Source organism: Lysinibacillus sp. FSL P4-0201, from assembly GCF_038593425.1.
GTDB classification, from domain to species: domain Bacteria; phylum Bacillota; class Bacilli; order Bacillales_A; family Planococcaceae; genus Lysinibacillus; species Lysinibacillus capsici.
In genome coordinates, this window is record NZ_CP151995.1 from 879,543 (window position 1) to 905,309 (window position 25,767).

Consider the following 25,767-nt stretch of genomic DNA (forward strand, 5'->3'; position numbering starts at 1 on the left):
TACTTAGTGAGGGATAGAATGAAAAAATGTAGAGAAAATGTAGCGCCATTTGCAGAATATCAACAGCTCATGCAACTGAATCCATTTGATGCAATCATTTGTTTGAGACAAGTTGATAAGACAGTGTTTGAGGTCGTTGAATTTAATGAAAAGCTATCGTCAATGATTGAGCTGCAGGATATAACAGCCAAAAACGCTGAGAACTTTTTTACTAAGCAATGCTGGCTGCAATTGTCGGGATTTCTAATTGAAGAAATCAATAAACAGCATACTCTAAAATTAGGTAACGGTCTTCAAGAGAAAACATTTATGCTTCATGTTCAGCACTTTTCTGAATCAATAGTTGCCATTATTCTTCGAGCAACATCATTTGAAGAAAATCCCTATTTACAGTTCATTGAACAACATATAAGTCCAGTGTTAACGACAGATTTACAAGGTCGAATAATTCATCAAAATATTGCTGCTACTGCTACACTATCAAGAGAGCAGCACAGTCTAATTGGACTAGATATTTTTTCATTACTCGAAAGTAAATATCTCAATGAGTTTAAACTATTATTTACCAAAACAATCGAAGGTTCAGCGTTTGGCATGCCTAAATGCTTATTGAAAGGTGATTTACTAAGCAAAGAGCCCTTTTATTTAAGAACGCATCCAACCTATTATAATGGTGAAGTTGTGGGTGTCCACCTATTTGTTAAAGATGCTAATTCATTTATGAATGATCATGAAGCATTCTATTACCTAGCACTAATGGATGAATTAACAGGTATTTGGAATCGAAAAGCTTTTAAGGAGCATTGGCTACAGCATTTAAATGATAAAAAGCAAGAGCATAAACAAGCCGCTCTTATTTTAGTTGACATTGACCGTTTTAAAAAGTTTAATGAATCCCTTGGCGAGAGCAAAGGAGATGATTTAATGCGTATGTTTAGTCATAGGTTACGGGAGCTTTGCTATTCAAAGTGTTCGCTATATCGATATAATAGTGATGAGTTTATTTTTGTGCTAAAAGATGCAACCATCCAAAAAATTGAACGAACTGCAAACTTGATTATGGACGTATTAAAACAGCCATTTATGATAGATGGACAGGAATATTTTATTAGCGTATCGATTGGGATTTCACTTAGCCCAGCAGATGGTAAAGATATCGAGACACTTGTACGGAAAGCAGATAAAGCTTTATTTTCTGTTAAAGAACATGGTCGTTCACATTATCGCTACTACCGTGAAGATATGACGGCCATTTTTCCAAACGAAGCATTAATGGAGGCACATTTACGTCGAGCAATTGAATTTAATGAGCTAAGTCTCCATCTACAACCGCAAATGGATTTAGCAAATAATAGCATCAATAGCTTTGAAGCATTATTACGATGGAATAACCGTAAATTTGGTTTTGTATCACCAGCACAATTTATTCCTATTGCGGAAGCCTCAGGGTTGATTATTGAAATCGGTGATTGGATTATTGATGAGGTATGTCGTTACCAAAAAGAATGGCAAACAAAAGGATATCGTCCTGTGCGGATTGCAGTCAATATATCCCCAAAACAGTTTAGAAAAGAAAATTTTGCCCGAAAAATTAAAACAGCTTTAAAGAAATATGGTGTACCGCCTGAATTATTAGAAGTAGAAATTACCGAAAGTTCCATGACAAATGTACATGAAACATTTTCGATTCTTACAGAACTGAAGCAATTAGGTGTTTATGTGTCTGTGGATGACTTTGGGACAGGCTATTCCTCATTAAGTTATCTCAAGCGTTATCCGATTGATATTATTAAAATTGATCAGTCATTTATTGCAGATATAGCGAAGGATGACAAAAATGAAGCCATCATAAAAGCCATTATTTCGATGTCTCATAATTTAGGATTAGAGGTCATTGCTGAGGGAATTGAAGAACCAATACAAGTTGATTTTCTCAAACGCCATCGTTGTCAAAAAGGGCAAGGCTATTTGTATAATAAACCATTACCAGTTGAAACGATTGTACAACAATATTTTGTAAGCTAGAAAACGGGTAGCACTTTCATCACAAAATAGATGAAGTGCTACTTTTTTATTTGCCGTTTTTAAGACCGTTTAAGACAATTGCTGTGAATTGCGCCATCTCAGAGGCTAGGTCAAAGTCTTCACTATGTATCAACCAATCATAGACATTGGCACGCATACAGCGCTGAATAAGTGTTTGTATGGTAGCAGCAGAAACATCTTGTCTAAATTCCCCATGTTGAATTCCTTCCTCGATATATGTATTCATTATCTGAAAAATCTTACGTTGTGGATTGATTAAATAATGATCCTGTTCTACTTGGTTTGTCATAGCAACCGTATATACTGTACGTAATAAATCCTTTCCCACAATATTGGTTAAATATCTCATTTGCTCTTGATACACTAAGAGTATTTTTTCACTTGCTGGTAATGTGGGATCAATATTTTTTTCAACTGTACGATAAAAATTATCAAGCTCCTTAAATTTTTCTAAAATAACATCATATTTAGATGGGAAATGTGTATAAAATGTACCCTTTGAAACATTACATGCCTTTGTAATTTGTTCAACAGAAACATGTTCATAACCATGCTTGTTAAATAAATCTAAAGAAGTTTTCAATAATTTTTCACGTGTTTCTAATGCCTTTTTCTGTCTGCTTGTGAGTGTTTCCATTGGTAGCTAATACCTCCTATATAAAATATTGTAAAATATCTTTTGTAAAAAATATTCTGAAAATATTAATTTTTTAATTGACGAGATGGATTTCGATTGATTATGATTTAAATGACCGAAGTCAATGACTGCGGTCAATGATGTTATCTCGTTACTAATGTTACTTTAAAAAATGAAAGTTGGCTAGTATCTCATCAAGTTTTCTGTTGTATTTTCAAGGAATGGGGAGGTCACAATGAAGAAAAAATTGGGTTTTATTGGCTTAGGGAATATGGGTTTACCGATGGCTATTAACTTATTAAGAGCAGATTATCAGGTATATGGTTTCGATACGAATGCGGAAGCAATGGAACAATTCGCAGCAGCAGGTGGTTTCGGCCTTGAGACAGCTATGGATATTGCGAAACAATGTGATGTTATTATGACAAGCTTGCCTACCCCTCAGGTTGTAGAATTGGTTTATCGATCAGAGCAAGGAATTTTACAACATGCAAAGAAAGGGTGCCTACTGATTGATTTTAGTACTGTTAATCCCGAATTGAACGATACGTTACATACAGAAGCTATAGCTTTGGGATTACGTTATTTGGGAGCGCCTGTCAGTGGGGGTGTCATAGGGGCTATCAATGCGACATTAACTATTATGGTTGGTGGTGGCACAGATGATTATATAAGTGCTAGTGAAATATTCAGAATAGTCGGTAAAAATATTTATCATTTGGGCACATCTTCAAGTATAGGAACGCGAATTAAATTACTCAATAACTTAATGATTGGCTTTTACACAGAGGCAGTCGCTGAAACGATTGTACTTGGCGAAAAAATGGGTATTCAGGCAGACACGCTCTATGAAGTATTAAATAATAGTTATGGGCAAAGCCGTATTTATGAACGTAATTATTTGGAATATATGAAAAATGATAATTATGAGCCGGGCTTTTCGACAAATCTACTATTAAAAGATTTGAAGTTAGCTAAGGAAATGGCGGATGAAGCAGGCGTATCGCTACGAATAGGCGAAAAGTTAGTGGATCTTTATAGTGAAATTGCTCAGCAGGGCTATGGAGAAAAAGATATGTCTGCAGCTTATTTAAGTTTAAAAGAAAAATGTAAACTAGAACAATTTTAAGAGGAGGAAATGGATATGACAACGACACAAGAGGTTAAAACATTAACACATTTTATTGGTGGCAAATTGGTTGAAGGAAAAAGTGGCCGATTCGGTTCGGTATTTAACCCAACAACAGGTGAAGTCATTGCTAAGGTACCCCTTGCAACAGTAGAGGAAACACAAGATGCAATCGAGCAAGCTCAAGCAGCATTTCCGGCTTGGCGTGATACATCAGTGGCTAAGCGTGCAGAAATTGTATTAAAGTTCCGTAACCTTATCACTGAAAATATGGAAGAGCTATTACAAATCATTTGTACTGAAAGCGGTAAAACGATTGAAGATGCCAAAGGTGAGATTACACGAGGACTTGAATCTGTTGACTTAGCCATTGGTGCGCCACATTTAATGAAAGGAGAATACTCCGTAAATGTTGGAGGTCAAATAAATGCTTATTCTGCAAAATATCCATTAGGGGTTGTGGCAGCAATTTCTCCATTTAATTTCCCCATCATGGTGCCTCTAGCACAAACGAGTATGGCCATTGCTGTAGGAAATGCGGTTATTTTAAAGGCATCTGAGCGTGTGCCAATGACTTCATTATATGTTAGTGAGCTTTGGAAGAAGGCGGGATTGCCTGATGGTATTTGGACAGTAATCAATGGTGATAAAGATGCGGTCAATGAACTTTTAGAAAACCCAGCTGTGCAAGCGATTTCATTTGTTGGATCAACACCAGTAGCTAAATATATTTATGAAACAGGATCAAAGTACGGTAAACGTGTCACGGCTCTTGGTGGTGGTAAAAACAATATGGTCGTGATGCCAGATGCGGATCTTGAACAGGTTGCTAATGCCTTTATTGGTGCAGCTTATGGAGCAGCATCCCAACGTTGCATGGCAATATCTACTATCATGCCTGTAGGAAAGGATACTGCTGATCGCCTAGTGGATATTCTTAAGGAAAAAATTTCTAATCTGAAAGTAGGCCCATATACAAACCCTGATTCAGATTTTGGCCCTGTTATTTCTCAGCAATCAAAAGAAGCAATTCTTACTGCAATTAATCGAGGGGAAGCCGAAGGAGCTTCAGTAATTTGTGACGGACGAGAACTTGATATTGTCAAAGAGTCTAAAGGGTTTTATGTAGGGCCTACATTATTAGATCATGTAAAGCCAGGCATGGAAGTTTACGAGCAAGAAATATTTGGTCCAGCTCGCAATGTTGTTCGTGTAGATTCCTTAGAGGAAGCTATTACACTTATCAATAAGCATGAGCTAGGTAATGGTGTCACAATCTTTACGAATGATGGATTAGCAGCTCGAAAATTTACAACAGAAATTGATGTTGGCATGGTTGGTGTCAATGTACCAATTCCAATTCCTGTTGGCTACCATAACTTTGCAGGCTTTAAAGGATCTCGTTTTGGTGAGGGGCATATGTTTGGCCCAGATCAAGCACGATTCTTTACAAAAACTAAGACAATTTCAGAGCGTTGGATGGCTGGCAATGCCTCCTCAGCATCCACGTTTGCATTCCCAAGCAATAACGACTAATAAAACCTAGAGCTGTAGAGTTATACTGCTCTTTTTCTAAAAAAGGGGATGGGTGGGGTGTAAATGTTAGAGTATATTGGTCTTTTTGGTAGTTTAGCATTATTAGTTTATTTAACAATGAAGGGTGTAAATCTACTTATTTCAGCACCGTTAACTGCGCTGTTAGCAGCCTTAACAAACGGTCTTGCATTTTTTCCTCAAACAGCTGATAAAGATCAGGCCAACTTTCTAACGAGCTATATGGATGGGTTCACAGGATTTGTTGGTTCATGGTATTTAATGTTCATGGCGGGCGCCATTTTCGGCAAAGTCATGGAGGATACAGGCGCTGCAGATAGTGTCTCTAAATGGATTGTAGAAAAAATAGGGGTGAAATATGCCACATATGCTGTAGTTTTAGCTGCAGCAGTACTCACATATGGTGGTGTTTCAGTTTTTATCGTAGCCTTTTCAGTTTATCCAATGGCTATTAGTTTATTTAAACAAGCGAACTTTCCACGACGTTTTATTCCTGCTGCACTGGGCCTAGGTTCTGTCACATTTACGATGACATCAGCAGGCTCACCTGAGATTCAAAATTGGATACCAATTCCATATCTTGGTACAACTCCATATGCAGGTTGGCAAGTTAGTATTGTCGTGGCTATTTTTATGGCCGTTGGTGGCTCGCTTTGGCTGAATTGGATGATTAAACGCGCTGTTAACAATGGGGAAATTTTCATTGAGCGCTCCACCGATCCAGTAGCTGATGAAACAAGAAAGCTTCCGAGTCCCCTTTTGAGTCTCATACCATTATTAGTTGTTTTAGTCATTTCTTATATTTTCCATGATTCACTTGGAACCTCTGCTTTAATTGTAGCTTTAACTAGTGGCTGTATCGTTGCTTATTTAGTGAGTTACAAATATGCAAAGTCAGTTGGCGCAACATTAGCAGCAGGTGCAATGGGTGCTATTATTGCCATTGCAAATACGGCGGCTGTTGTCGGCTTTGGTGGGGTAGTAAAAGCAACACCATCCTTTGTTGCAACTGTTGATGTAATGACCAATATCCCTGGCAGTCCGCTGATTGGAGGAGCCTTAGCAATTGCGGTTATTGCTGGTTTAACAGGTTCAGCATCAGGGGGACAAACAATTGCTATGCCCTTACTAGCACCGCATTATATCGAGATGGGTGTAGATACAGAGGCGTTGCATCGGACAATCGCTATAGCATCTGGTTCCCTAGATTCATTGCCGCACGGAGGATATGTTGTGACAACCATCAATTCAGTATGTAATGAAAAGCATAAGGATGCATATATGCCATTTGGAGCTTTGACGGTTATTATCCCTATCATAGGTACAATACTTGCAATCATATTATTCTCATTAGGGATGTAGGAGGGATGAAGTATGCAAGGAAAAACGGTTTTTATTACAGGGGCAGCTCGTGGTATTGGTCTTGCTATGGCACAAGCATTTGCTGAGCAAGGGGCTAATGTTGTGATATCAGATAAAAATGAACAGCTTCTTGAGGAAGCCGTCGCACAATACCCCTCTTTAACTTCCTATATATGTGATGTGACAGAAGAACAAGCCATAAGAGAAGCCATTGATTTTACGATTAATAAATTCTCAACATTAGATATTTTAATCAATAATGCAGGATTTCAACATGTGTCGCTTATAGAGGATTTTAAGACAGAAATTTTTGAGTCAATGCAAAAAGTGATGGTCGTTGCTCCCTTTGTGGCGATGAAGTATGCGTTACCACATATGAAGAAAAATCAATTTGGTCGTATTATCAATATGGCCTCCATCAATGGCGTCATTGGGTTTGCTGGGAAGGCGGGATATAATGCAGCAAAGCATGGTGTGATTGGGCTTACTAAGGTAACGGCACTAGAGGTGGCGACAGAGGGAATTACGGTAAATGCTATTTGTCCAGGGTATGTTAACACGGAATTAGTACGTAATCAGTTTATGGATTTAGCACAGACACGGGGTATTCAAGTGGAAGAAGTTCTTGAACAAGTGTTATATCCACTTGTACCGCAAAAACGTTTACTTGATGTCTCTGAAATTACAGGACTTGCTTTATATTTAGCAAGTGATGTAGCAAAGGGGTTAACCGGCCAGGCCATTCTATTAGATGGTGGCTATACAGCTCAATAGCTTAGGAGGGAAAATATGATTCAAACAAAAACCATCTTTACTGTCCATTCACCAGGAACGATTGTATATGGTCGAGATTCATTTGAAGAAGTGGGAGAGTATGCGAAAAAACTAGGTTCAAAGGCATTAATTATTAGTGATCCAATTATGGACAGTTTAGGCTTTATCAAGAAATGCCATACACTGTTAAAGACCCAAGGGATAGACGTCGTTTCATATATAGGGGTGACAACCGAGCCAGATGATACGTATGTAACAGAGGGATTGCAGCTTTTGCAGAAAGAAAACTGTGATATCATTATTTCTGTTGGTGGTGGTAGCTGTATTGATACGGCGAAGGCGATTGCAGTAGTGGCTACAAATGGCGGCTACATAGGAGATTATATGAAAATGGCAAAGGTTGCAGCTGAAGCACCTATTCCACACATTGCGATACCAACAACAGCAGGTACAGGCTCTGAAGCAACAGATGCCACTGTTATTACCAATACAAAAAGTGATGTGAAAATGATGATTAAGCAACCAGCTTTTATGCCCACTATAGCGATTGTTGATCCTATTTTAACCATTACCTCACCTCCAGCAATTACCGCAGCAACTGGAATAGATGCATTGAGCCATGCCATTGAGAGCTATTTATCACGTTTAGCTCATCCTTATTCGAATGTGCTCGCCTTATCTGCTATGGAATTAATTGTGAATAACATCATAAGGGTTTATGAATATGGAGATGATGTTGATGCTAGGGAAGCGATGTCATTGGGTTCGATGCAGGCAGGGCTGTCATTTTCTAATGCTTCTGTTGCCCTTGTACATGGAATGTCCCGTCCGATTGGGGCACTTTTCCACGTACCGCATGGCATCTCCAATGCGATGCTTTTACCAGCTGTACTAGATTATTCAAAAGACGCTTGTATAGATCGATTGGCAGATTTAGGACAATTTTTTAATAAAACAAAAGAACGTCTATCGCAAGAGGAGCTTGCTCAGCTTGCTATTATGTCCATTAAAGATATGTGTAAGTATATGAAAATTGGCAATTTAAAGCAGTGGGGAATCGAGGAGCATGCTTATTATCAGGCCATTCCTAAAATGGCTGAGGATGCACTTGCAAGTGGGAGTCCTGGTAACAATCCGAAGATACCAACTTTAGAAGAGTTAATGGAGCTATATAAAATTGCCTATACGTATGAGTTTTAATGATATTGGAGAGCTATTCATTGAATGAATGGCTCTTTTATATTTTTTCAGAAAATAAACTCGCATTCTATAGAATTAATATGACATATTCGAGAATATATAGTAAACTTTTAGTGAATCACCATTCATTTTTAACAAAGGGGGAAATGGAATGTTGCAAGGGAAGACGATTATTATTACGGGTGGATCAAGTGGTATGGGGCTGTATATGGCAAAGCAGTTCGTAACTGAGGGAGCTAATGTTGTCATAACAGGTCGTAACGAAGAACGATTAGCAGAGGCAAAGAAATTTATAGCGGAGGCTGGTCCCTCTATTGAGACATTCCAAATGGATGTACGTGTACCTGAGCATGCTGAGGCTATGCTCGAATTTGCTATTGAAAAATTTGGTCAAGTGGATGGGCTTGTGAATAATGCAGCGGGTAACTTTATTGTACGTGCAGAGGATTTATCACCGAATGGCTGGAAGGCTGTCGTAGATATTGTATTAAATGGTACATTCTATTGCTCTTCAGCAGTAGGCAAGTATTGGATTGAGAATAAGATCAAAGGGTCTATATTAAATATGGTAGCGACGTATGCTTGGAATGCAGGAGCAGGTGTGATCCATTCAGCTGCAGCAAAAGCAGGGGTACTATCATTGACGAGAACGCTAGCTGTTGAGTGGGGGAAACAGTATGGGATTCGGGTTAATGCTATTGCACCAGGTCCGATCGAGCGTACTGGTGGAGCCGATAAGCTTTGGGAATCAGAAGCAGCGGCAGCTCGTACACTAGATTCTGTTCCACTAGGCCGTATAGGAACACCAGAAGAAATTGCTGATTTAGCTACATTTATGATGTCTAACAAAGCAAGTTATATGAATGGAGAATGTGTAACTTTGGATGGTGGGCAGTGGCTCAATCAATATCCATTCTAAAAATCTTTGCATAACGAATAGCTGGGTTGACGCATACTAAGGGTAAAGAAAGGAGTTTTGCCGATGGGTATGTGGTTAATACCAGCAATTATTGCCATTGTGATCATTTCTGCTATTTCGTTTGTTTATACGTTAAAAATAGCTAAAATGACTTCTGAACGGAAATCTGAAAATGATACCCCTATTTCAGAAACAGTTGAAGAATATGCAACGATGTTGAACCCAATTGTTTGGGTCTATGCAATTTTTTTGCTTTTTTTAGGGATCATGATTTTTTACTACTGGAGTAAGGCGGGCTATTAGTTAAGAACCATCTTCATTCGGTCACGAAAAACTTGACTGGATGAAGATATTCTAAGTTTTTGCTGTAAAGGCTAAAATAATTCATTGTTCATGAAAAACTCTTCTCGGCCTGGTCATGGTCATACATAGAAAAGTTGTGATATGATGAAAGGGAAGGACTGTTCTACACAGTGAGGACAGAAAAGGAGAAGAAGTTCATGATTTCAACTAACAGCAAAGACTTATTAGCAATGCCAATTAGTGATTTTATCATTTCCTCTGAAAAAGTTGCGCATGTACAAAGTGGAAATAGTGCGGAACATGCACTCCTTGTACTAACACGTACAGGGTACTCGTCCATACCTGTATTAGATATGAAATATCGACTTCAAGGTTTACTTAGCATGAAAATGATTACCGAATCGATTCTTGGACTTGAGCATATTGAATATGAAAAGCTACCTGATATTAAGGTTGACTCTATTATGGAAAAAGAGATCGCTGTATTGAAGCTGACGGATACTTTCCAGCGTGCTTTGGATTTAGTTATTAACCACGCCTTTTTATGTGTAGTGGACGAAGATGGTACATTCGCAGGGATATTAACAAGACGTGTTATTTTAAAGCAATTGAAAAAATATATTTATCAAAAAGAGTAGTAGCTTAAGAGGGAACTCAGATGAAAATCATGAGGCCCTCTTTGCTTGTATTGGAGGTTTACAGATTGATGGCAACAGAGGCAGAAATTTTAAAAATCTTAGCTGAAGAACGCAATATGCGGAAAGCAGCAGAACGTCTATTTTTATCCCAACCAGCCCTTTCACAACGATTGCAAACGATTGAGAAAGACTGGGGTGCACAATTATTTATTCGTTCACAAAAAGGTTTAACAGCAACACCTGCTGGTGAACAAGTTATTGCTTATGCAAAGGAAATGCTAGCCAAAAAGGAAGAAATATTTGAAACGATTCAATCCTTAACGACAAAGGTAAACGGGACATTGAAAATTGCTTGTGCTTCCATTGTTGGTCAGAACTGGCTACCAAAAATCTTGAAGGAGTTTGTGTCAAAATATCCAGAGGCTAAAATATCACTGATGACGGGCTGGAGTTCTGAAATTGTGAAGGCTCTTTACGAGGGCGAGGCCCATGTAGGCATTGTACGAGGCCAAGTTGACTGGAAAGGAGAAAAGATCCACCTTTTCAGAGATACTCTTTATTTAGTGGACAAAGAGGTTAAAACAATTGAAGATGTGTTAAAAACAGACCGTCCATTTATTCAATATAAGAGTGATTCCAACTATTATCAAGAAATTCAGCAATGGTGGCAGCAGCATTTTGCCTCGAATCCAAGAAAACAAATTTTAGTGGATCAAATTGAAATTTGCAAGCAAATGGCATTAAATGGTATCGGTTATGCAATCTTGCCTTCTATTACGTTAAATGACCACGATGCCATTCACAAAATCCCTCTATCAAATGATGAAAAAGAGTTTGGTCTTACACGCGATACTTGGCTAATTGGTTATGAATCCTCTTTTGAATTAAGACAAGTAGAGGCGTTTGTGGAAGTAGTGCAGGATCATGCACGGTGTTTGTTTGATTATACTAAATAGAAAATCAGGCAGCTCCAGGTTGTTTTGGAGTTGCCTTTTTGCATTGTAGAATTCTTAAGAGTTTATGAATATTAATGAAGATAACATAAGAAATGGAACAAAATGCAATATAAATCGTATAATTATGTAACCATCTATTTACATAAAAAGGGGTTGAGCTTTTGAAAAAGACAAAATGGACGGCACTGACCTTACTAGTCATGCTGGTAATGAGCTTTATCTTGCCTACAACTCAGGCAAGTGCTGCTGCTACGCTAGAGGTGAAAGCAACAGCGGGTATTTCTGGTAAAGCGAAATATCAATCAGTAGTACCACTCCAAGTTACAGTGAAAAATAATGGAGCTGACTTCTCAGGAGATATGGCGATTAATTCATCAAATTCTTATGAGGCAGCTTCAGCACTTGTCGTTCCAATTGATATAGCAGCAGGAGAGGAAAAGACATTTACTTTCTATCTTGATGGTTTAGCTGACTATAGTTATTCGGACACCGATTTATTTGCTTTTTATGAGGGAAGCATTGAAAAAGGAAAAAAGATTGCCTATAAGGGAACTAAACGTCTGCAATCAAATTTTTTAGACCCCTCATCAACATTCATTTATACATTAACAGATAAAAGTGATCGACTTTCAGCACTATTACGTTTATCAACATTTGTAGCTCAAAGTAATGTGGAAGTATTTAATATCAATCAATTAAAAGATTATACACTTCCAGAAGATTCGCAGGGACTTGCGATGGCCAATGTCATTGTTGTAGATGAAGTGGCTATTGCTGATTTAACACCGAAACAACAAGAAGCATTACTAAAATGGGTACAGGATGGTGGTACCTTACTTCTAGGTGCTGCTGACCAAATTAATGCTACAGCAGGGGTTTTTAAAGAGTATTTACCTTTGTCATTATCACAAGAAATGACTGCGATTTCTGCAGAAGCTTTAACTAAATTGTCAGGAGGCGGTATTTTTACACAGCCGATTTCAGTTTACTCAGCTACTAGTAGTGAAGGAAGTTTACCTGTATTAACAGAAAATAATGAAGTGTTAGCAGCAAAGAAAAAAGTGGGTAGCGGGGAAGTGATTCAAACAACCTTCTCTTTAGGTGATCAACCACTTGCTTCTATGGACGGCTACGGAGCACTTTTAGCCAAAGTGATAAATATTCAAAGTATTTCACAGCAAGGAATGATGAGACAGGGACAATCTCCTCTCGATCAAATATCTTATGAACTTCGTAACATTAATGAACTATTTCCATCATTCGAAGTATCAGTGAGCTATATGCTAATTGTCATTATTCTTTATATTTTAATAATCGGGCCAATTCTTTATTTTGTCTTGAAAAAAGCGGACAAGCGTGAGCATGCATGGTGGATAATACCGTCTATCTCTGTTGTTCTTTCCATTGTTCTCTTTATTGTCGGAGCGAAGGATCGTATTGTTCAGCCACAAGTTCAACAATCTGCATTCTATAAAGTAAATGAAGACAATAGTGTAAATGGCTATTATGTAGAGTCCATTCTAACGAATCGCAGTGGGGACTTTGTGGTCAATGCTGACCAAAATACAACTGCCGTTGCATTAAGAAATTATAATAACTTCACAGGCACGATGGGACCATTACATGAATCTTCTTATATAAAAGAAAATGCTAGCGGTTCAACACTAACATTACGTGATTTAAGCTACTGGTCTGTGCAATCCTTTGGTGGAAAAACATCAGCACAAAATATCGGGAAGATGGATATAGATATAACACTGAAAAATGAAAAACTAACAGGAACAGTTAAAAATAATTTCCCGTTTGCATTAAAAGATGTCACATTAATCTCTGGTGTGAAAGAAGTAAAACTAGGTGATATTGAAGCAAATGGAACATTACAGGTAAATAAGGAACTGAAAACAACGGTTCTTCAAAAACCATCTATTTTCAATAATTATAATTATAGTTACCCATCGAAAAAGGATGAGGTAAACCCAATGCGGATTGAACGAATGAAAACTTTAGCATTGCCGCTTGTCGAAAAGGATAACCAGCCAATACTTACAGCTTGGACAGATCAAGCTGTGGTAGGTGTTGAATTAGAAACAAGTGCCAATATGTCACCGATTACGATGCTTGTTCAACCATTTAAAGGAAAAGTTGAGCTAACAGGTCCATTTACAATGAAGCGTAATAACTTCTCGTATTCAGTAGAGCCACTATCAGCAAATGGCTATTATGAAAAGATCGAGGAAGAATTGAATAAATGGTACCTATCTGAAGGGTTGTACGAAGTAACGATGACCATGCCAGATCAATTCATGGATGCCGTTGAATCACTTAATGAGCTGACAATTTCTAATAAGGATGTTTCACGTATGCAGCTATCCATTTGGAATAATGAAACGAATATATATGAGCCTTTAGTCGATACAAAGCAAGTGTTTACAGACAAGGTTTCAACATACTTTAATCAAGATGGGGAGCTTCGAATTGAAATCAAATATGGTCCCGATCCATCAGGAGAACAAACGAAGTTACCAGACATAGAGCTGAAAGGAGTGGCAAAATAATGATTGAAATTCGTGATTTAACGAAACGATACGGCTCCTTTACAGCATTAGATCATTTAAACTTATCTTTAGAAGAAGGCGTTGTATTTGGATTTGTTGGCGCAAATGGAGCAGGGAAATCAACGACATTCTCTATTTTAGCTACACTATTGTCACCGACTTCAGGAGATGCTCTGATAAATGGCAAAAGTGTTGTGAAGGAACCAAAAGAAGTTCGAAAGCAAATTGGTTATATGCCCGATTTCTTTGGTGTTTATGATCAGTTAAAAGTAGATGAATATTTAGATTTTTATGGAGCGAGCTACGGTATCCAATTAGCAGAGCGTCAAGTGTTAATTCCACAACTATTAGAACTAGTGAATTTAACAAGTAAACGCTATGAATATGTTGATTTATTATCACGTGGTATGAAGCAACGCTTATGTTTAGCTCGTGCACTCATCCATGATCCAAAGGTACTGATTCTAGATGAACCTGCATCAGGACTAGATCCGCGTGCTCGTGTGGAAATGCGAGATATTTTACGGAATTTAAAGTCTATGGGAAAAACAATTTTAATTTCGTCGCATATTTTACCTGAACTTGCTGAGATGTGTGATGAAATCGGTGTTATTGATAATGGTAAATTAATTGCACATGGAAATGTAGCCGCGATTCAGGCCCAGCTACAAGGAGAAAAGCGTATTGTGTTGAAAGTGACAGATCAATTGGATGCAGTACGAGCGTTTTTAGAGGAAGATCCTCATATTTCATCAATTGATGTCATTGAAAATCGTTTAGAAATAGCCTTTAACTATCGAGGAACAAATGCTGAGCAGGTGGCATTGCTAAAAAAAGCTATGCTTACAGATTTACCAATCTATGCATTAAGTGAAGAAGAGAAGGATTTAGAGGATGTCTTTATGGCGATTACGAAGGGAGCGGACAATCAATGATGGAAAGATTTTATAATCCAGTACTTGTTAAAGAATTGAAGTTACGCTTCCGTTCTTTTAAAAGCTTTTCAGGTTTAATGTTTTATTTAGCGGTACTGTGTATTTTCATTGCAGGGTTTTTATTGCTTACAACTGAATTTACTGGCAGAGGCTTCTTTAAACCAGAGACAAGCTTTATGATGTTTGCTGTGCTAACCATCTTGCAAATGGCATTAGTTCTTTTCATTACACCAAGTTTGACTGCTGGTGCTATCAGTAGTGAGCGCGAAAAGCAAACATTAAATATTTTATTAACAACGACACAAAGTTCTACACAAATTGTTATTGGAAAATTACTATCCTCCGTAGCATTTCTAGTATTGATGCTGGTAGCGGGATTACCACTATACAGTCTAGTGTTTCTATTCGGTGGTGTGTCGCCTTCACAGCTTATTTCTATATTTTTATTTTATTTAGTCACTGTAGTAGCAATAGGTAGTATAGGCGTGATGTTTTCTACGATTACTAAGAGAACTATTGTTGCCATGATTGCCACATACGGCTCAATCATTTTCTTAGGAGGTATTACAGCATTCTTCTTCTTTTTAACAATGGCCTTTCATCAAATGGGCAATGCCATTGGAACAGGTGCCTCCTTTATGACCTATTTTTGGGCATCTATTAATCCAGGTGCCTTGATGCTGACACTTATTTCTCCAGAGATGGGGGATGCATTAGCAGAGCTGTCGGGTGTAGAACTACCTGTATGGATTACTTATTTAATTGCTTATGTATTCATCATTGTGCTTTGTTTAACGATTGCGATTAAAAAATTGCGTGCCAACATGAAAAGTAACCGATGAGGAGGAATTGGTATGGAGCGTCGTAAGCAATTACGAAAATATATTCAGCGTGCAAAATCGAGATTAACTCTTGAAAGAAGCATTCCCATTGCACAATACGGTTTGTTTTTGGCATTGCTTTCGAGTGCTTCTCTCGTACTTATTTCCCGACTATTTGTCTGGCCATATTATCGCCAAATAGCGTTAGGAGCCTTTATTACCGTTATTATTTCAACCATTGCTTATATTTGGTGGAAACGGGTCAAAGAGAAAGAGGCATTGCATAAACTGGATCATTATTTCTCACATAATGAATTAGTGACAGCTTTATCATTTAAAGATGATCAGGATCCTCTTGTTCAATCATTATTATCGAAAGCTATCCAAAATGCTGAAAAAGCTTTCGCAGACTTTAAGGCTCGAAAGAAAAATCTATTTCGTCCAAAGGCGTTTATCGGTTTATTTATTACAACAGTTGTACTAGCCATTCTTTATATGTTCCCAGCAGCTACGCAAATTGAAGCAATAGAGGTTGAAAAGGAGCAAGCAGTTATCGAAGATATGAAGAAGGAAGTTGCTGAATTAGAGAAGAAGGCGGAAACAAAAGAAGTAAAGGAGCAATTGCAAGAACTTCAAAATACTTTAAAAGAGGCTGAAACAGCAGAAGAAGCTTTACGAGAAGTTGTCAAAAAGCAAAAGGAGCTAGCATTAAAGGAGCAGCAATTAAAGGATAAACAAACGGCTAGTCAAGATGGCACAACAGAAGGCCAAGGATTATCGAAGGAAGAGGTTGAGCAGCTAAAAGAGCTTGCCCAAATGCAGCAAGGGCTCACAGAAAATGCAAATGCCACACAAACTGCTATGAGTAAACTTGGTAAACCAGCAAGTAACTCCTTACAAAATGCAATTGCGAGTGCCAATAATGCCAGCAGCCACAATCAAAACAGTCAACAGTCATCTGGTAATTCCCAACCTAGTAATCAACAAAGCCAGGCTAGTCAAAATAATGCTCAAAGTGGTTCTCAACAGCAAAATGGTAGTAGCCAGAGCAATGGTCAAGGACAGGGCCAAGGCCAAGGACAGGGCCAAGGCCAAGGACAGGGACAAGGCCAAGGACAGGGACAAGGCCAAGGACAGGGTCAAGGTCAGGGACAAGGACAGGGCCAAGGTCAAGGTCAAGGTCAGGGACAAGGTGGTCAAGGAGCAGGAAGTGGCCAAGGCGGTCGGAATTTGCTAACGACACCGAATCGAATAGGTGGGGCAAGTGAGACATCAGTAGATGGTGGCGCATTAGGAGATGGTTCCCATGTATCTGAGCAACAAGGAAATGGTCCGATAACAAAAGGTTCTATTCGACCTTATGAAGAAGTAATTGGCTCTTATAAAGACAGCTATTTAGAGAGTTCAGAGCGCTTACAATTACCGAAGGATTTACAAAATGTCGTGCAATCTTATTTCACGTCAATTGAGTCGCAGTAGGAGGAAAAGAAATGGCCTTTACAGAGCAACAGTATGTAGATATGAGTACGAAATTACAACAAGTTAAAGAAGAAATCCATCGCTTCATTGTTGGACAGGAAGAAGCAATTGATTATACCCTGTATGCAGTATTAGCGGATGGTCATGCATTGTTAGAAGGTTTACCTGGTTTAGGAAAAACGATGTTAATTCGTACCATTTCAGAGGTACTGGATCTGTCGTTTTCACGTATTCAATTTACACCAGATCTTATGCCAGCAGATATAACAGGTACGAGCATGATTGAACGTACACCCGATGGGAAGCAGCAATTTACCTTTCAACCTGGGCCAATCTTTAGTCAAATGGTATTGGCTGATGAGATAAATCGCGCAACACCCAAAACCCAAAGTGCCTTGTTGGAAGCAATGGGAGAAAAAACGGTAACCATATTAGGGGATACAAAAAAAATGGCGAGACCATTTTTCGTGCTGGCAACTCAAAACCCTATTGAAATGGAAGGAACATACCCATTACCAGAAGCACAGATGGACCGTTTCCTTTGTAAAATTCTTGTACCCTATCCAGAAAAAAGCGAACTTATGGAAATTATGAAGCGAACGACAGGTGCCCAGGAAATTGGTTTACAGAAACAGATGGATACGGATGCTCTCATTCAAGCTCAGCAAATGGTTAAGGAAGTGATGGTTGCTGATGAAATGCTAGAGTATGCAACTGATCTAGTAGTGGCTACGCATCCTGAGAGAACAGATGCGCTTGATGAGGTTAAACAATATGCAATGTATGGCAGTGGTCCACGTGGTTTGCAGAGCTTAATCAAATTGGCAAAGGCAAGAGCTTTAATGAATGGTCGTTTTCATGTTTCTGTAGCGGATATTAAATCTGTTGCTAAACCTGTTTTACGTCATCGCATGCTGTTGAATTATGAAGGGGAGGCTTCAGGAAAAACAGCAGACGATGTGATTGATGTTATTTTAGAAAAAGTTCAGCAAGGTATTAGCAAGTGACAGCAAAATACTTATTGCCCGAAGACTGGTTAGCGAAAATCAGTCGCTTTCAAGTAGCGACGGCCTCCAAACTACGCGGGCAACATAAGGGCTCGCACCGTTCTCAACGCTTCGGGGCATCCCTTGATTTCTCGGATTTTCGAGAATACCATTTAGGAGATGATGTACGCCAAGTGGATTGGAACGTCTTTGCTCGTACAGATAAATACTTTATTAAAAGGTTTTTAGATGAGCAAGAGATGCGTGTACATATTCTACTAGATGCTACCAAATCAATGGGGCAACATGCTAAGTGGTTATTTGCTCGTCAAATTGTGGCCTCCCTCGGTCTGATGGTATTAGGTCGAGATGATCGTCTATCCTTTTCTTTTGTCCAAGATGAAGTGAAGCCACCATTTCGACGGAAGGGTACCATGTATCGCCGAGCTTTTTTACAGCTAGTAACAGATATAGAGGAAGCTAATTACTCTAATCGTTTTGCCAAGGATGCACTTAAAGCTTTACCTAAAGATAGTACCGTATTATTCATTGTTACAGATGGATTAGAGCCAATTGAGGAATGGGAACAGCTATTAAAAAGGATACCACGCTATGCTGGAGATGTTCGCATTTTGCAAATTGTAACGCAAGAAGAACTGTCACCAAATTATTCGGGTGATGTACGTCTCCTTGATCGTGAAACAGGTAATGATGTGAATGTGACGATGTCCTCTAAAGTATTAGAGTCCTACCATGCAAGACGCATACTACATGAAGAAGAATTTGAAGCCATTTGCCGTCGCTTTGGTGTTCGAAAATTACAATTGAAAGTGGAAGATGGATTGCAACATGCGATTTTCCAGCAATTATTAAAAGCACATTGGATTAGGTGAGGTGAGCCGTATTGGGCTTTAGTCAAATTATATTTAGCTGGACGGCCATCATCCCGGTCATTGTCCTACTTTATTATTTCTTTCGAAAAAAATATACAGATCAAACAGTTTCTTCGACGCTTTTTTGGTCGGAGATTATGCAGGAAACGCGAGTATCGCCTTATTTAAAGCATTTACAAAAAAATGCCCTACTATATTTACAGCTTCTTGCTTTACTGCTACTTGTTTTGGCATTGATGAATCCTTATATAAAAAAATCAACCATTGTTGGTGCACAAACCATATTTATTGTAGATACTTCAGCCACAATGCTGGCAGGTAAAGAGCAATCAACCTTTGACGCTCATAAACAGGAAATGCTGAACTTGATGAATGAATTGAATGGTCGACCTGTCACATTAATTACAACTGGTGCTGCACCAAAAGCTGTTTTACAGCAAGAAACAAACACGAGTGAAATAAAAAAAGCTATTCAAGATTTACAAGTAACCTATGAAACTGCTGAAATGAATAAGGCGCTGGATGTAGCACAGGCATTTGTGGGCGACACACCGACTTCTATCTATGTTTTTACAGATACACTTGATAAAAAGCAATTACCGATGGACAAGGATTCTGTGAAATGGCTAGTAAGAGGTGCTACAAAAGACTTAACAAATATCGCTATCACCCGCTTTGCTGCTACGACAGATGGGCAAGCTACGCTGGCACTTGTACAACTCCATAATGATACAAATACCGAGCAAAAGGTAACGCTCGCATTGAATAATGCAGAGGGTGAGGAGCTGGTAGCAGAAAGTGTCGTTGTGCCTCCAAATGAAGCCATTACGAAAACATTTAAAGATTTGCCTTTAGCAAAATCCATGACAGCTATTATTGATGCAAAAGATGATTATGACATAGACAATCAACAAACAGTTTTACTACAAACGACTACGTCAAAAATTATTGTTGATCAAGGCTTGCATCAACTGATACAAAAAGGTTTTCAAACAGTTAGTAGTGGCGTAAAAATCGTCCCTTCCTTGCAAGTCGCTGACAATCAAGATGCTACCATAATCACAAACCAATCAGCCTTATTGGAAAAGATGGACAATCCCCTCGTATTATTTGGTCGTGATGATGCAGAAAAAGTAGATGTGAATGGGACGGTAAGCACTAGAAGTGATGCATTATTTGCCTTTAGTGAACTAAAGGATGTTTATGTTAGTGCTGTTTATCCTGGCTTTGCGGACTATGAAACGATTGCTTCTGTTGGAGAAGAGCCGTTCATCCAACGCTCCCCTAAAGGAGATATCGTTGTTTTATCCGATATTGCTGATACAGATTGGCCTTTACATCCATCATTCCCACTATTTCTATGGAGTACAGAGCAGCAGCTAACAGAATCAGTTGGGTCACTTGGGATTTTTTCACCCAATGAACAACGTGCAGTTGCTTTAGCGCAAGGAGACTGGAATGTTTATTCGCAAGAAGACGAGTTTCTTTCGTCTGTTACGAAGGGGATGCTAACTGCGCCCAAACAGCCAGGCATTTATATGGTACGTTCAAATAATGAGGAAAAACAATTGATTGTGCAATTGCAAGCACAAGAACGTGTCATTGAACAAGGAACAAGTTTTACATTAGGTGATATTTCAGACAATGGAAAGGAAGAAGTGTCGATGACCTCTTTCGTGCCTTGGCTAATTGTAATTATTTTACTATTGCTTGTTTCAGAGTGGGAGGTGCAACGACGTCGTGGATTTACGAATTGATATGCCGTTAGTATTGTTGTTACTCCTTCCATTATTCTTGTATTTTGGATGGACATACTTTCATGAGCGGCAGCGACTTAAAAGAAGTCATATTGTTGTACTTACTATTCGCATAGTGGCAGCAGGCTGTTTAGTTTTTGCACTCGCAGGTCCATATCTATTATTACCAATAAAAGAAGAACAAATTGTTTATTTAGTAGACCGTTCTGCTTCTATGAATGGTACGGAAGATGAGATGGTTCAGTTTATACAGGAGAGCCTCCAATCAAAAAAAGAACCACAGCTTGCGGGCATTTATTCATTTTCCTCTACTTTACAAACAGAAGCCATTTTATCTAAAACATTAAAGGAAGTACCGAAACTAACTGAAATTAAAGCTACTGATCAAACAAATATAGAACAAAGTCTACAGCTTGCTTCAGGGATTATAGATCCTAAAAAAGCAACTCGTCTTGTGCTATTAACAGATGGTAATGAGACAAAGGGCGATGCTTTAGAATTTGCTACGAAGTTGAAAGGCTCTAATATTAGTGTGGATATTAAGCCTTTTAGTCAACCAGTTGTCAATGATGTATCACTAAAAAGCTTTGTATCCCCTCAAGTTGCTTACGTTGGAGAGCAACAACAATTAGTGACAGACATACATGCAACATCAGCAGGCCAAGGCGAGCTATTACTATATGAAAATGATGAGCTTATTCATCGAGAGGCAGTGGAGCTGACTGAAGGCACGAATGTGTTTACCTATAAACATGCAGCAACAGCTGAACTTGTAAAATATGAAGCCGTTGTTCAAGTTGGTCAGGATGCCATTTTTGAAAACAATAAGTTAACTAGTGTCACAATGGTTCAAAGTGAACCACATTTATTAATCGTTAATGGTTATGAAACAGCTTCACCCATCGGAGCAGCACTTGGTAGTCAATCCATTGCCTATGATGTTATAGCACCTAAAAGTTTACCAAATGAACTTTCCAGCTATTTGCAATATAATGCTATTATTTTCGACAATGTGCCAGGTCATTTAGTGGGTGAAGCAAAAATGAGTGTTATTGAGCAAGCAGTCAAAAACTTTGGGGTTGGTTTTACAATGGTGGGTGGAGAAAATAGTTTTGGTCTAGGCGGCTATTTTAAAACACCGATTGAAACCTTATTGCCAGTGGAAATGGAAATTAAGGGCAAGGAGCAATTACCTTCCTTAGGATTAGTGATTGTACTTGACCGTTCTGGCAGTATGCAAGGCTCGAAGCTTGAGCTTGCTAAGGAAGCAGCGGCACGTTCTGTTGAGATGTTGCGAGACGAGGATACATTAGGATTCATCGCCTTTGATGATCGTCCTTGGGAGATTATAGAGACAGGGCCTCTTAACAGTAAAGAAGAGGCTGTGGATACTATTTTATCAGTAACACCTGGTGGGGGAACAGAAATCTATAGTTCATTAGCTAAAGCCTACGAGAACCTTGCTGATTTAAAGCTCCAACGTAAGCATATTATCCTCTTAACAGATGGGCAGTCACAGGCAGGGAACTATGAGGATTTAATTGGTGAAGGGAAAGAAGAGGGTATAACCTTATCGACAGTAGCGATTGGACAAGATGCCGATGCGAACTTATTAGAAGCGCTTAGTGACATGGGCAGTGGACGTTTCTATGATGTGATAGATGAGCAAACCATTCCTTCTATTTTATCTCGAGAAACAGCTATGATTTCCCGCACCTATATTGAGGACAATCCATTCTATCCGGCAATTTATAATGCAGCAGGATGGAACTCACTGTTTGCTAATGGTGTCCCACAAATGAATGCATATATTGGGACAACGGCAAAACAGGGGGCTACTGTTGTAGCAGAAAGCGAGAAAGAAGATCCTGTGTTAGCGCAGTGGCAATATGGTCTTGGTAAAACATTTGCCTTTACATCTGATTCAACGGGTAAATGGACTGGAGATTGGGCAAGATGGCAGAATTGGGGAGCATTTTGGCAAACACTTATTTCTCAAATGCTACCAAGCTACAATGATGTAGCCTATGATGTAAGATTGGAAGCAGATGGTTCCTTTATGATTACAGACCCTACAAATGAAGCCGCATTTTTAGATATTGTAGCGGTAAATGAAGCAGGGGAGGAGCTAGAAACACAACTTGAAACCATTTCCGCATCTCAAGTTCGAGCTGTAGTACAAGCTGAACCTGGATTAATTTTCTTCCGTATAGCAGATGAAAAGCAGGCCATTTATCAGGCAGGGCTAAGTGTTCCTTATAGTGCTGAATACGAACTACTCCCTGTAAATAACCAACTGATAGAAGAGTTAACTCAACGAACAGGAGGCACTGTTTTAAAGGAACCACAAGATGTCTTCCGTGACTTTACGACAAAAGGAGCAGATCGGCAAAATATTGTCACATGGCTACTCTTAGCGAGTATACTTCTTTTCTTTATTGATATTACCATAAGACGTTTTGGTTGGAATTTCCTAACGAATGCGAAGAAAAAAGAGCCGCTGGTTGAGGAAAAAACTATACCAGAAGACACGAATGTAGCACAGTTGTTAAAAGGCATGAAAAAACGATCTTAAATATAGAGGAAGCAGTGCAAACTCGAATAGTTTTGCACTGCTTTTTATATTCCCTGAAATAAAGAGTTATCCCCTTTGTAAAGAGGGTAAGAATTATCTAAAAAGTAGGCTCTTTGCTCATAAAGAGAAGAAAAGCGATCCAAATTGGACTACCCCAGCTCAATGAATGCTCATAATTCAATTTCTCTCAATAAAGAGAAGAATTAAACCTCTTTACTAGCTCTGTTTTACGCAAGCTACTCGCAACCATTACACCTAAAATAGCACCGATCGTACTTGATGTTAAAAAGGCTGGTAGGAAGAAGAATACTGCTACAGATGTTCCCATGAATAATTTTGCATAAGGGACGGCAATAAGTGAAGCCAGAATGCCCGTTCCGATAACTTCTCCGATACCAGCTAACCACATTTTATTGCTATATTTATAGGCAAGGGCAGCACAGAACGCACCGATGATACTACCAGGGATAGCTAGTAGAGAGCCTGTTCCAGTAAGGATACGAATGATGGCAGTGACAAAGGCAACTATAACTGTTGGTACGGGTCCAAGTATAATGGCTCCTATCACATTAATAGCATGCTGAACGGGGTAAGCACGTGCGATTCCTGTTGGGATGGATACGAAAGTAGAGCCTGCAACAGCAACGGCTACTAATAAAGCCATGACTGTTAATTTACGAATTGACATAAAGTTCACTCCTATTTGGTAAAGTTCGTGAGGAAAAATAAAAAGGCCACCCCCTTTAAACAATAGGAAGCGGCCTTGTGTGTATAGTGACAACAGCAAGTAGCGCCACTTCCCTCCGCTAGTGTGAACTAGATCAGGTTCAAAGGGTCCGTATATTACCATATACGTCTCAGCCTTTTAAAGACTCCCCTAGTGGTTAAAATCATTCAATTTTGTGAATCAACAATAATGTAACATACTGCAAAAAATAGTCAATGATTTTTCAGACTATTTTGTATCGGGATGCATTAAATGAGGTGCTTTTTTCACTGTCCAGATGAGCGCTAGGAAGAAACATGCTAATAATATGATAGAACCGAAAATATATGGGCTATTCATATTCCAGTCAAATAATAAACCTGCCAAAGCGGGTCCAATCATATTTCCGAGGCTCATATAGGCATTATTCAAGCCCGCAGCAAATCCCTGCTCTTTCTCTGCAAGCTTTGAGATGAGTGTATTAACAGCTGGACGAATTAATGTCGTTGCTGTAGAGAAAATTGTTGCTACAACTAAAATAAGGGCAAAGCCAGAAACAAATAATATTAAGAAAATAGCAACGGATGCAATAAATAAATTTACTAGTACTACTTTCATTTCACCATAACGATTGAACAGTGGTGTAATAATAAACATTTGTACTACTACTCCAAAAGCACCACCAACAACTAATATAATCGCTATATCTACAGGTGTGTAATTAAACTTTTCTGTCACAAATAATGACAATGTCGTTTGGAAATTTGCAATTCCAAACGAGAACACCAGCATAATTATGAGCATAACAAAATAAGGCATATGTATGGAACGAGCCATTTGCTTCGCCAGATTGTCTTGCTTTTGTTTCTGTTGAGCAGTGTTTGGTTTGGTAGAAGGTAATAAAAAGTAAGATAAAATAGATGCTACAATGGCTGCAGCTCCAGCTGTGAAAAATGGGAAATGTAAGCTTACCTTTGCTAAAAAGCCACCAATACCAGGTCCAATCATAAAGCCAAGAGACATAGCGGCACCCAACATCCCCATACCTTTCCCACGTTCTTCATAGGTTGTGACGTCAGCGACAAAAGCCATAATAGGAGGTGCAACAAATGCGGAACCTAGACCACCTAAAAATCGTGCTAAAAAGAGCATCCATACATCTGTAGCAAGGCCAAATCCGATTTGTGCAAGACCTGTTACGATAAGACCGAAAATAATTAAATTTTTTCGTCCGTACTGATCTGAAAGATTCCCAGCAATAGGAGAAAATACGAATTGAGCTAAGGCGAACGTTGCGATTAGCATACCTAGAACTTGTCCTGCTGCACCAAATATTTTTAAATACTCTGGCATGACAGGAATAATAATGCCAATACTCCCCATTGCGATAAACATATTAAACATTAAAATATACAAAGCCGCCTTATTGGACTTCTGCTGGGTCATCGAATGAACCCCCTTTTTGTAATCAAATATAGTACAGTCTATCATAAAGAATTATTGCTTGGCTAATAGTTAAGATTATAGTACTGGTTCTATATT

The 25,767-nt window shown here is 38.7% G+C and carries 21 protein-coding genes and 1 riboswitch; of the genes, 18 read left to right on the forward strand and 3 right to left on the reverse strand.

Annotated features, from left to right (window positions below; genetic code table 11):
- The first annotated feature begins 18 nt into the window (after positions 1-18).
- Positions 19-2,025, forward strand: a complete 2,007-nt coding sequence (locus MKY76_RS04170; RefSeq protein ID WP_342557452.1) for an EAL domain-containing protein — start codon at positions 19-21, stop codon at positions 2,023-2,025.
- Between the two features lie 46 nt (positions 2,026-2,071).
- Here MKY76_RS04170 and MKY76_RS04175 read toward each other — a convergent pair whose 3' ends face one another.
- Positions 2,072-2,683, reverse strand: coding sequence for a TetR/AcrR family transcriptional regulator (locus MKY76_RS04175; protein WP_342557453.1), 612 nt, complete (start codon positions 2,681-2,683; stop codon positions 2,072-2,074).
- 235 nt (positions 2,684-2,918) lie between these two features.
- On the opposite strand from MKY76_RS04175, the gene MKY76_RS04180 reads away from it, so the two are divergent.
- The 17 genes from MKY76_RS04180 (at position 2,919) to MKY76_RS04260 (ending at position 23,519) form a co-directional block, all read left to right on the forward strand.
- Positions 2,919-3,812: an NAD(P)-dependent oxidoreductase gene (locus MKY76_RS04180; RefSeq protein WP_112117429.1), complete on the forward strand. Its 894-nt coding sequence runs from the start codon at positions 2,919-2,921 to the stop codon at positions 3,810-3,812.
- Between the two features lie 15 nt (positions 3,813-3,827).
- On the forward strand, positions 3,828-5,348 hold the full coding sequence (locus MKY76_RS04185; RefSeq protein ID WP_115673823.1) for a CoA-acylating methylmalonate-semialdehyde dehydrogenase: 1,521 nt from the start codon (positions 3,828-3,830) through the stop codon (positions 5,346-5,348).
- 63 nt (positions 5,349-5,411) lie between these two features.
- The gene (locus MKY76_RS04190) at positions 5,412-6,728 is read left to right on the forward strand and encodes a Na+/H+ antiporter NhaC family protein (protein WP_054549811.1); all 1,317 of its coding nucleotides are present in this window, start codon (positions 5,412-5,414) and stop codon (positions 6,726-6,728) included.
- A 12-nt stretch (positions 6,729-6,740) separates the two neighbouring features.
- Entirely contained in the window at positions 6,741-7,502 is a 762-nt protein-coding gene (locus MKY76_RS04195; RefSeq protein WP_342557454.1) for a 3-hydroxybutyrate dehydrogenase, read from the forward strand.
- 15 nt (positions 7,503-7,517) lie between these two features.
- Positions 7,518-8,702, forward strand: coding sequence for an iron-containing alcohol dehydrogenase (locus MKY76_RS04200; RefSeq protein WP_269898984.1), 1,185 nt, complete (start codon positions 7,518-7,520; stop codon positions 8,700-8,702).
- A gap of 151 nt (positions 8,703-8,853) precedes the next feature.
- On the forward strand, positions 8,854-9,621 hold the full coding sequence (fadH, locus tag MKY76_RS04205; protein WP_066037225.1) for a 2,4-dienoyl-CoA reductase: 768 nt from the start codon (positions 8,854-8,856) through the stop codon (positions 9,619-9,621).
- Between the two features lie 63 nt (positions 9,622-9,684).
- A complete protein-coding gene (locus MKY76_RS04210) occupies positions 9,685-9,924 on the forward strand; it encodes a hypothetical protein (protein ID WP_048391979.1) in 240 nt (79 codons plus the stop codon).
- A gap of 197 nt (positions 9,925-10,121) precedes the next feature.
- The gene (gene cbpB / locus MKY76_RS04215) at positions 10,122-10,562 is read left to right on the forward strand and encodes a cyclic-di-AMP-binding protein CbpB (protein WP_342557455.1); all 441 of its coding nucleotides are present in this window, start codon (positions 10,122-10,124) and stop codon (positions 10,560-10,562) included.
- Between the two features lie 68 nt (positions 10,563-10,630).
- Entirely contained in the window at positions 10,631-11,518 is an 888-nt protein-coding gene (locus MKY76_RS04220) for a LysR family transcriptional regulator (RefSeq protein WP_048391978.1), read from the forward strand.
- Between the two features lie 161 nt (positions 11,519-11,679).
- The gene (locus MKY76_RS04225; protein WP_342557456.1) at positions 11,680-14,073 is read left to right on the forward strand and encodes a hypothetical protein; all 2,394 of its coding nucleotides are present in this window, start codon (positions 11,680-11,682) and stop codon (positions 14,071-14,073) included.
- Positions 14,073-15,008: an ABC transporter ATP-binding protein gene (locus MKY76_RS04230; RefSeq protein WP_048391976.1), complete on the forward strand. Its 936-nt coding sequence runs from the start codon at positions 14,073-14,075 to the stop codon at positions 15,006-15,008. The genes MKY76_RS04225 and MKY76_RS04230 overlap by 1 nt, the downstream gene beginning before the upstream one ends.
- On the forward strand, positions 15,005-15,850 hold the full coding sequence (locus MKY76_RS04235) for an ABC transporter permease (protein ID WP_066037223.1): 846 nt from the start codon (positions 15,005-15,007) through the stop codon (positions 15,848-15,850). Before MKY76_RS04230 ends, MKY76_RS04235 begins: the two co-directional genes overlap by 4 nt.
- A gap of 12 nt (positions 15,851-15,862) precedes the next feature.
- Positions 15,863-17,308: a hypothetical protein gene (locus MKY76_RS04240; protein WP_342557457.1), complete on the forward strand. Its 1,446-nt coding sequence runs from the start codon at positions 15,863-15,865 to the stop codon at positions 17,306-17,308.
- A gap of 11 nt (positions 17,309-17,319) precedes the next feature.
- Positions 17,320-18,315, forward strand: a complete 996-nt coding sequence (locus MKY76_RS04245; RefSeq protein WP_048391973.1) for a MoxR family ATPase — start codon at positions 17,320-17,322, stop codon at positions 18,313-18,315.
- Positions 18,312-19,187, forward strand: a complete 876-nt coding sequence (locus tag MKY76_RS04250) for a DUF58 domain-containing protein (protein ID WP_048391972.1) — start codon at positions 18,312-18,314, stop codon at positions 19,185-19,187. Before MKY76_RS04245 ends, MKY76_RS04250 begins: the two co-directional genes overlap by 4 nt.
- 11 nt (positions 19,188-19,198) lie before the next feature.
- A complete protein-coding gene (locus MKY76_RS04255) occupies positions 19,199-20,944 on the forward strand; it encodes a BatA and WFA domain-containing protein (protein ID WP_342557458.1) in 1,746 nt (581 codons plus the stop codon).
- Positions 20,928-23,519 (forward strand): VWA domain-containing protein, encoded by a 2,592-nt coding sequence (locus tag MKY76_RS04260; protein ID WP_342557459.1) that lies wholly within the window; start codon positions 20,928-20,930, stop codon positions 23,517-23,519. Before MKY76_RS04255 ends, MKY76_RS04260 begins: the two co-directional genes overlap by 17 nt.
- Before the next feature lie 187 nt (positions 23,520-23,706).
- Here the strand turns inward: MKY76_RS04260 and thiW are convergent, their stop codons facing one another.
- The gene (thiW, locus tag MKY76_RS04265) at positions 23,707-24,207 is read right to left on the reverse strand and encodes an energy coupling factor transporter S component ThiW (protein WP_342557460.1); all 501 of its coding nucleotides are present in this window, start codon (positions 24,205-24,207) and stop codon (positions 23,707-23,709) included.
- Between the two features lie 93 nt (positions 24,208-24,300).
- Positions 24,301-24,408: riboswitch (TPP riboswitch) on the reverse strand.
- 66 nt (positions 24,409-24,474) lie between these two features.
- Positions 24,475-25,671 carry an MFS transporter gene (locus tag MKY76_RS04270; RefSeq protein WP_048391968.1) on the reverse strand — a complete coding sequence of 399 codons (1,197 nt, stop codon included), beginning with the start codon at positions 25,669-25,671 and terminating at the stop codon, positions 24,475-24,477.
- Positions 25,672-25,767: the final 96 nt, after the last annotated feature.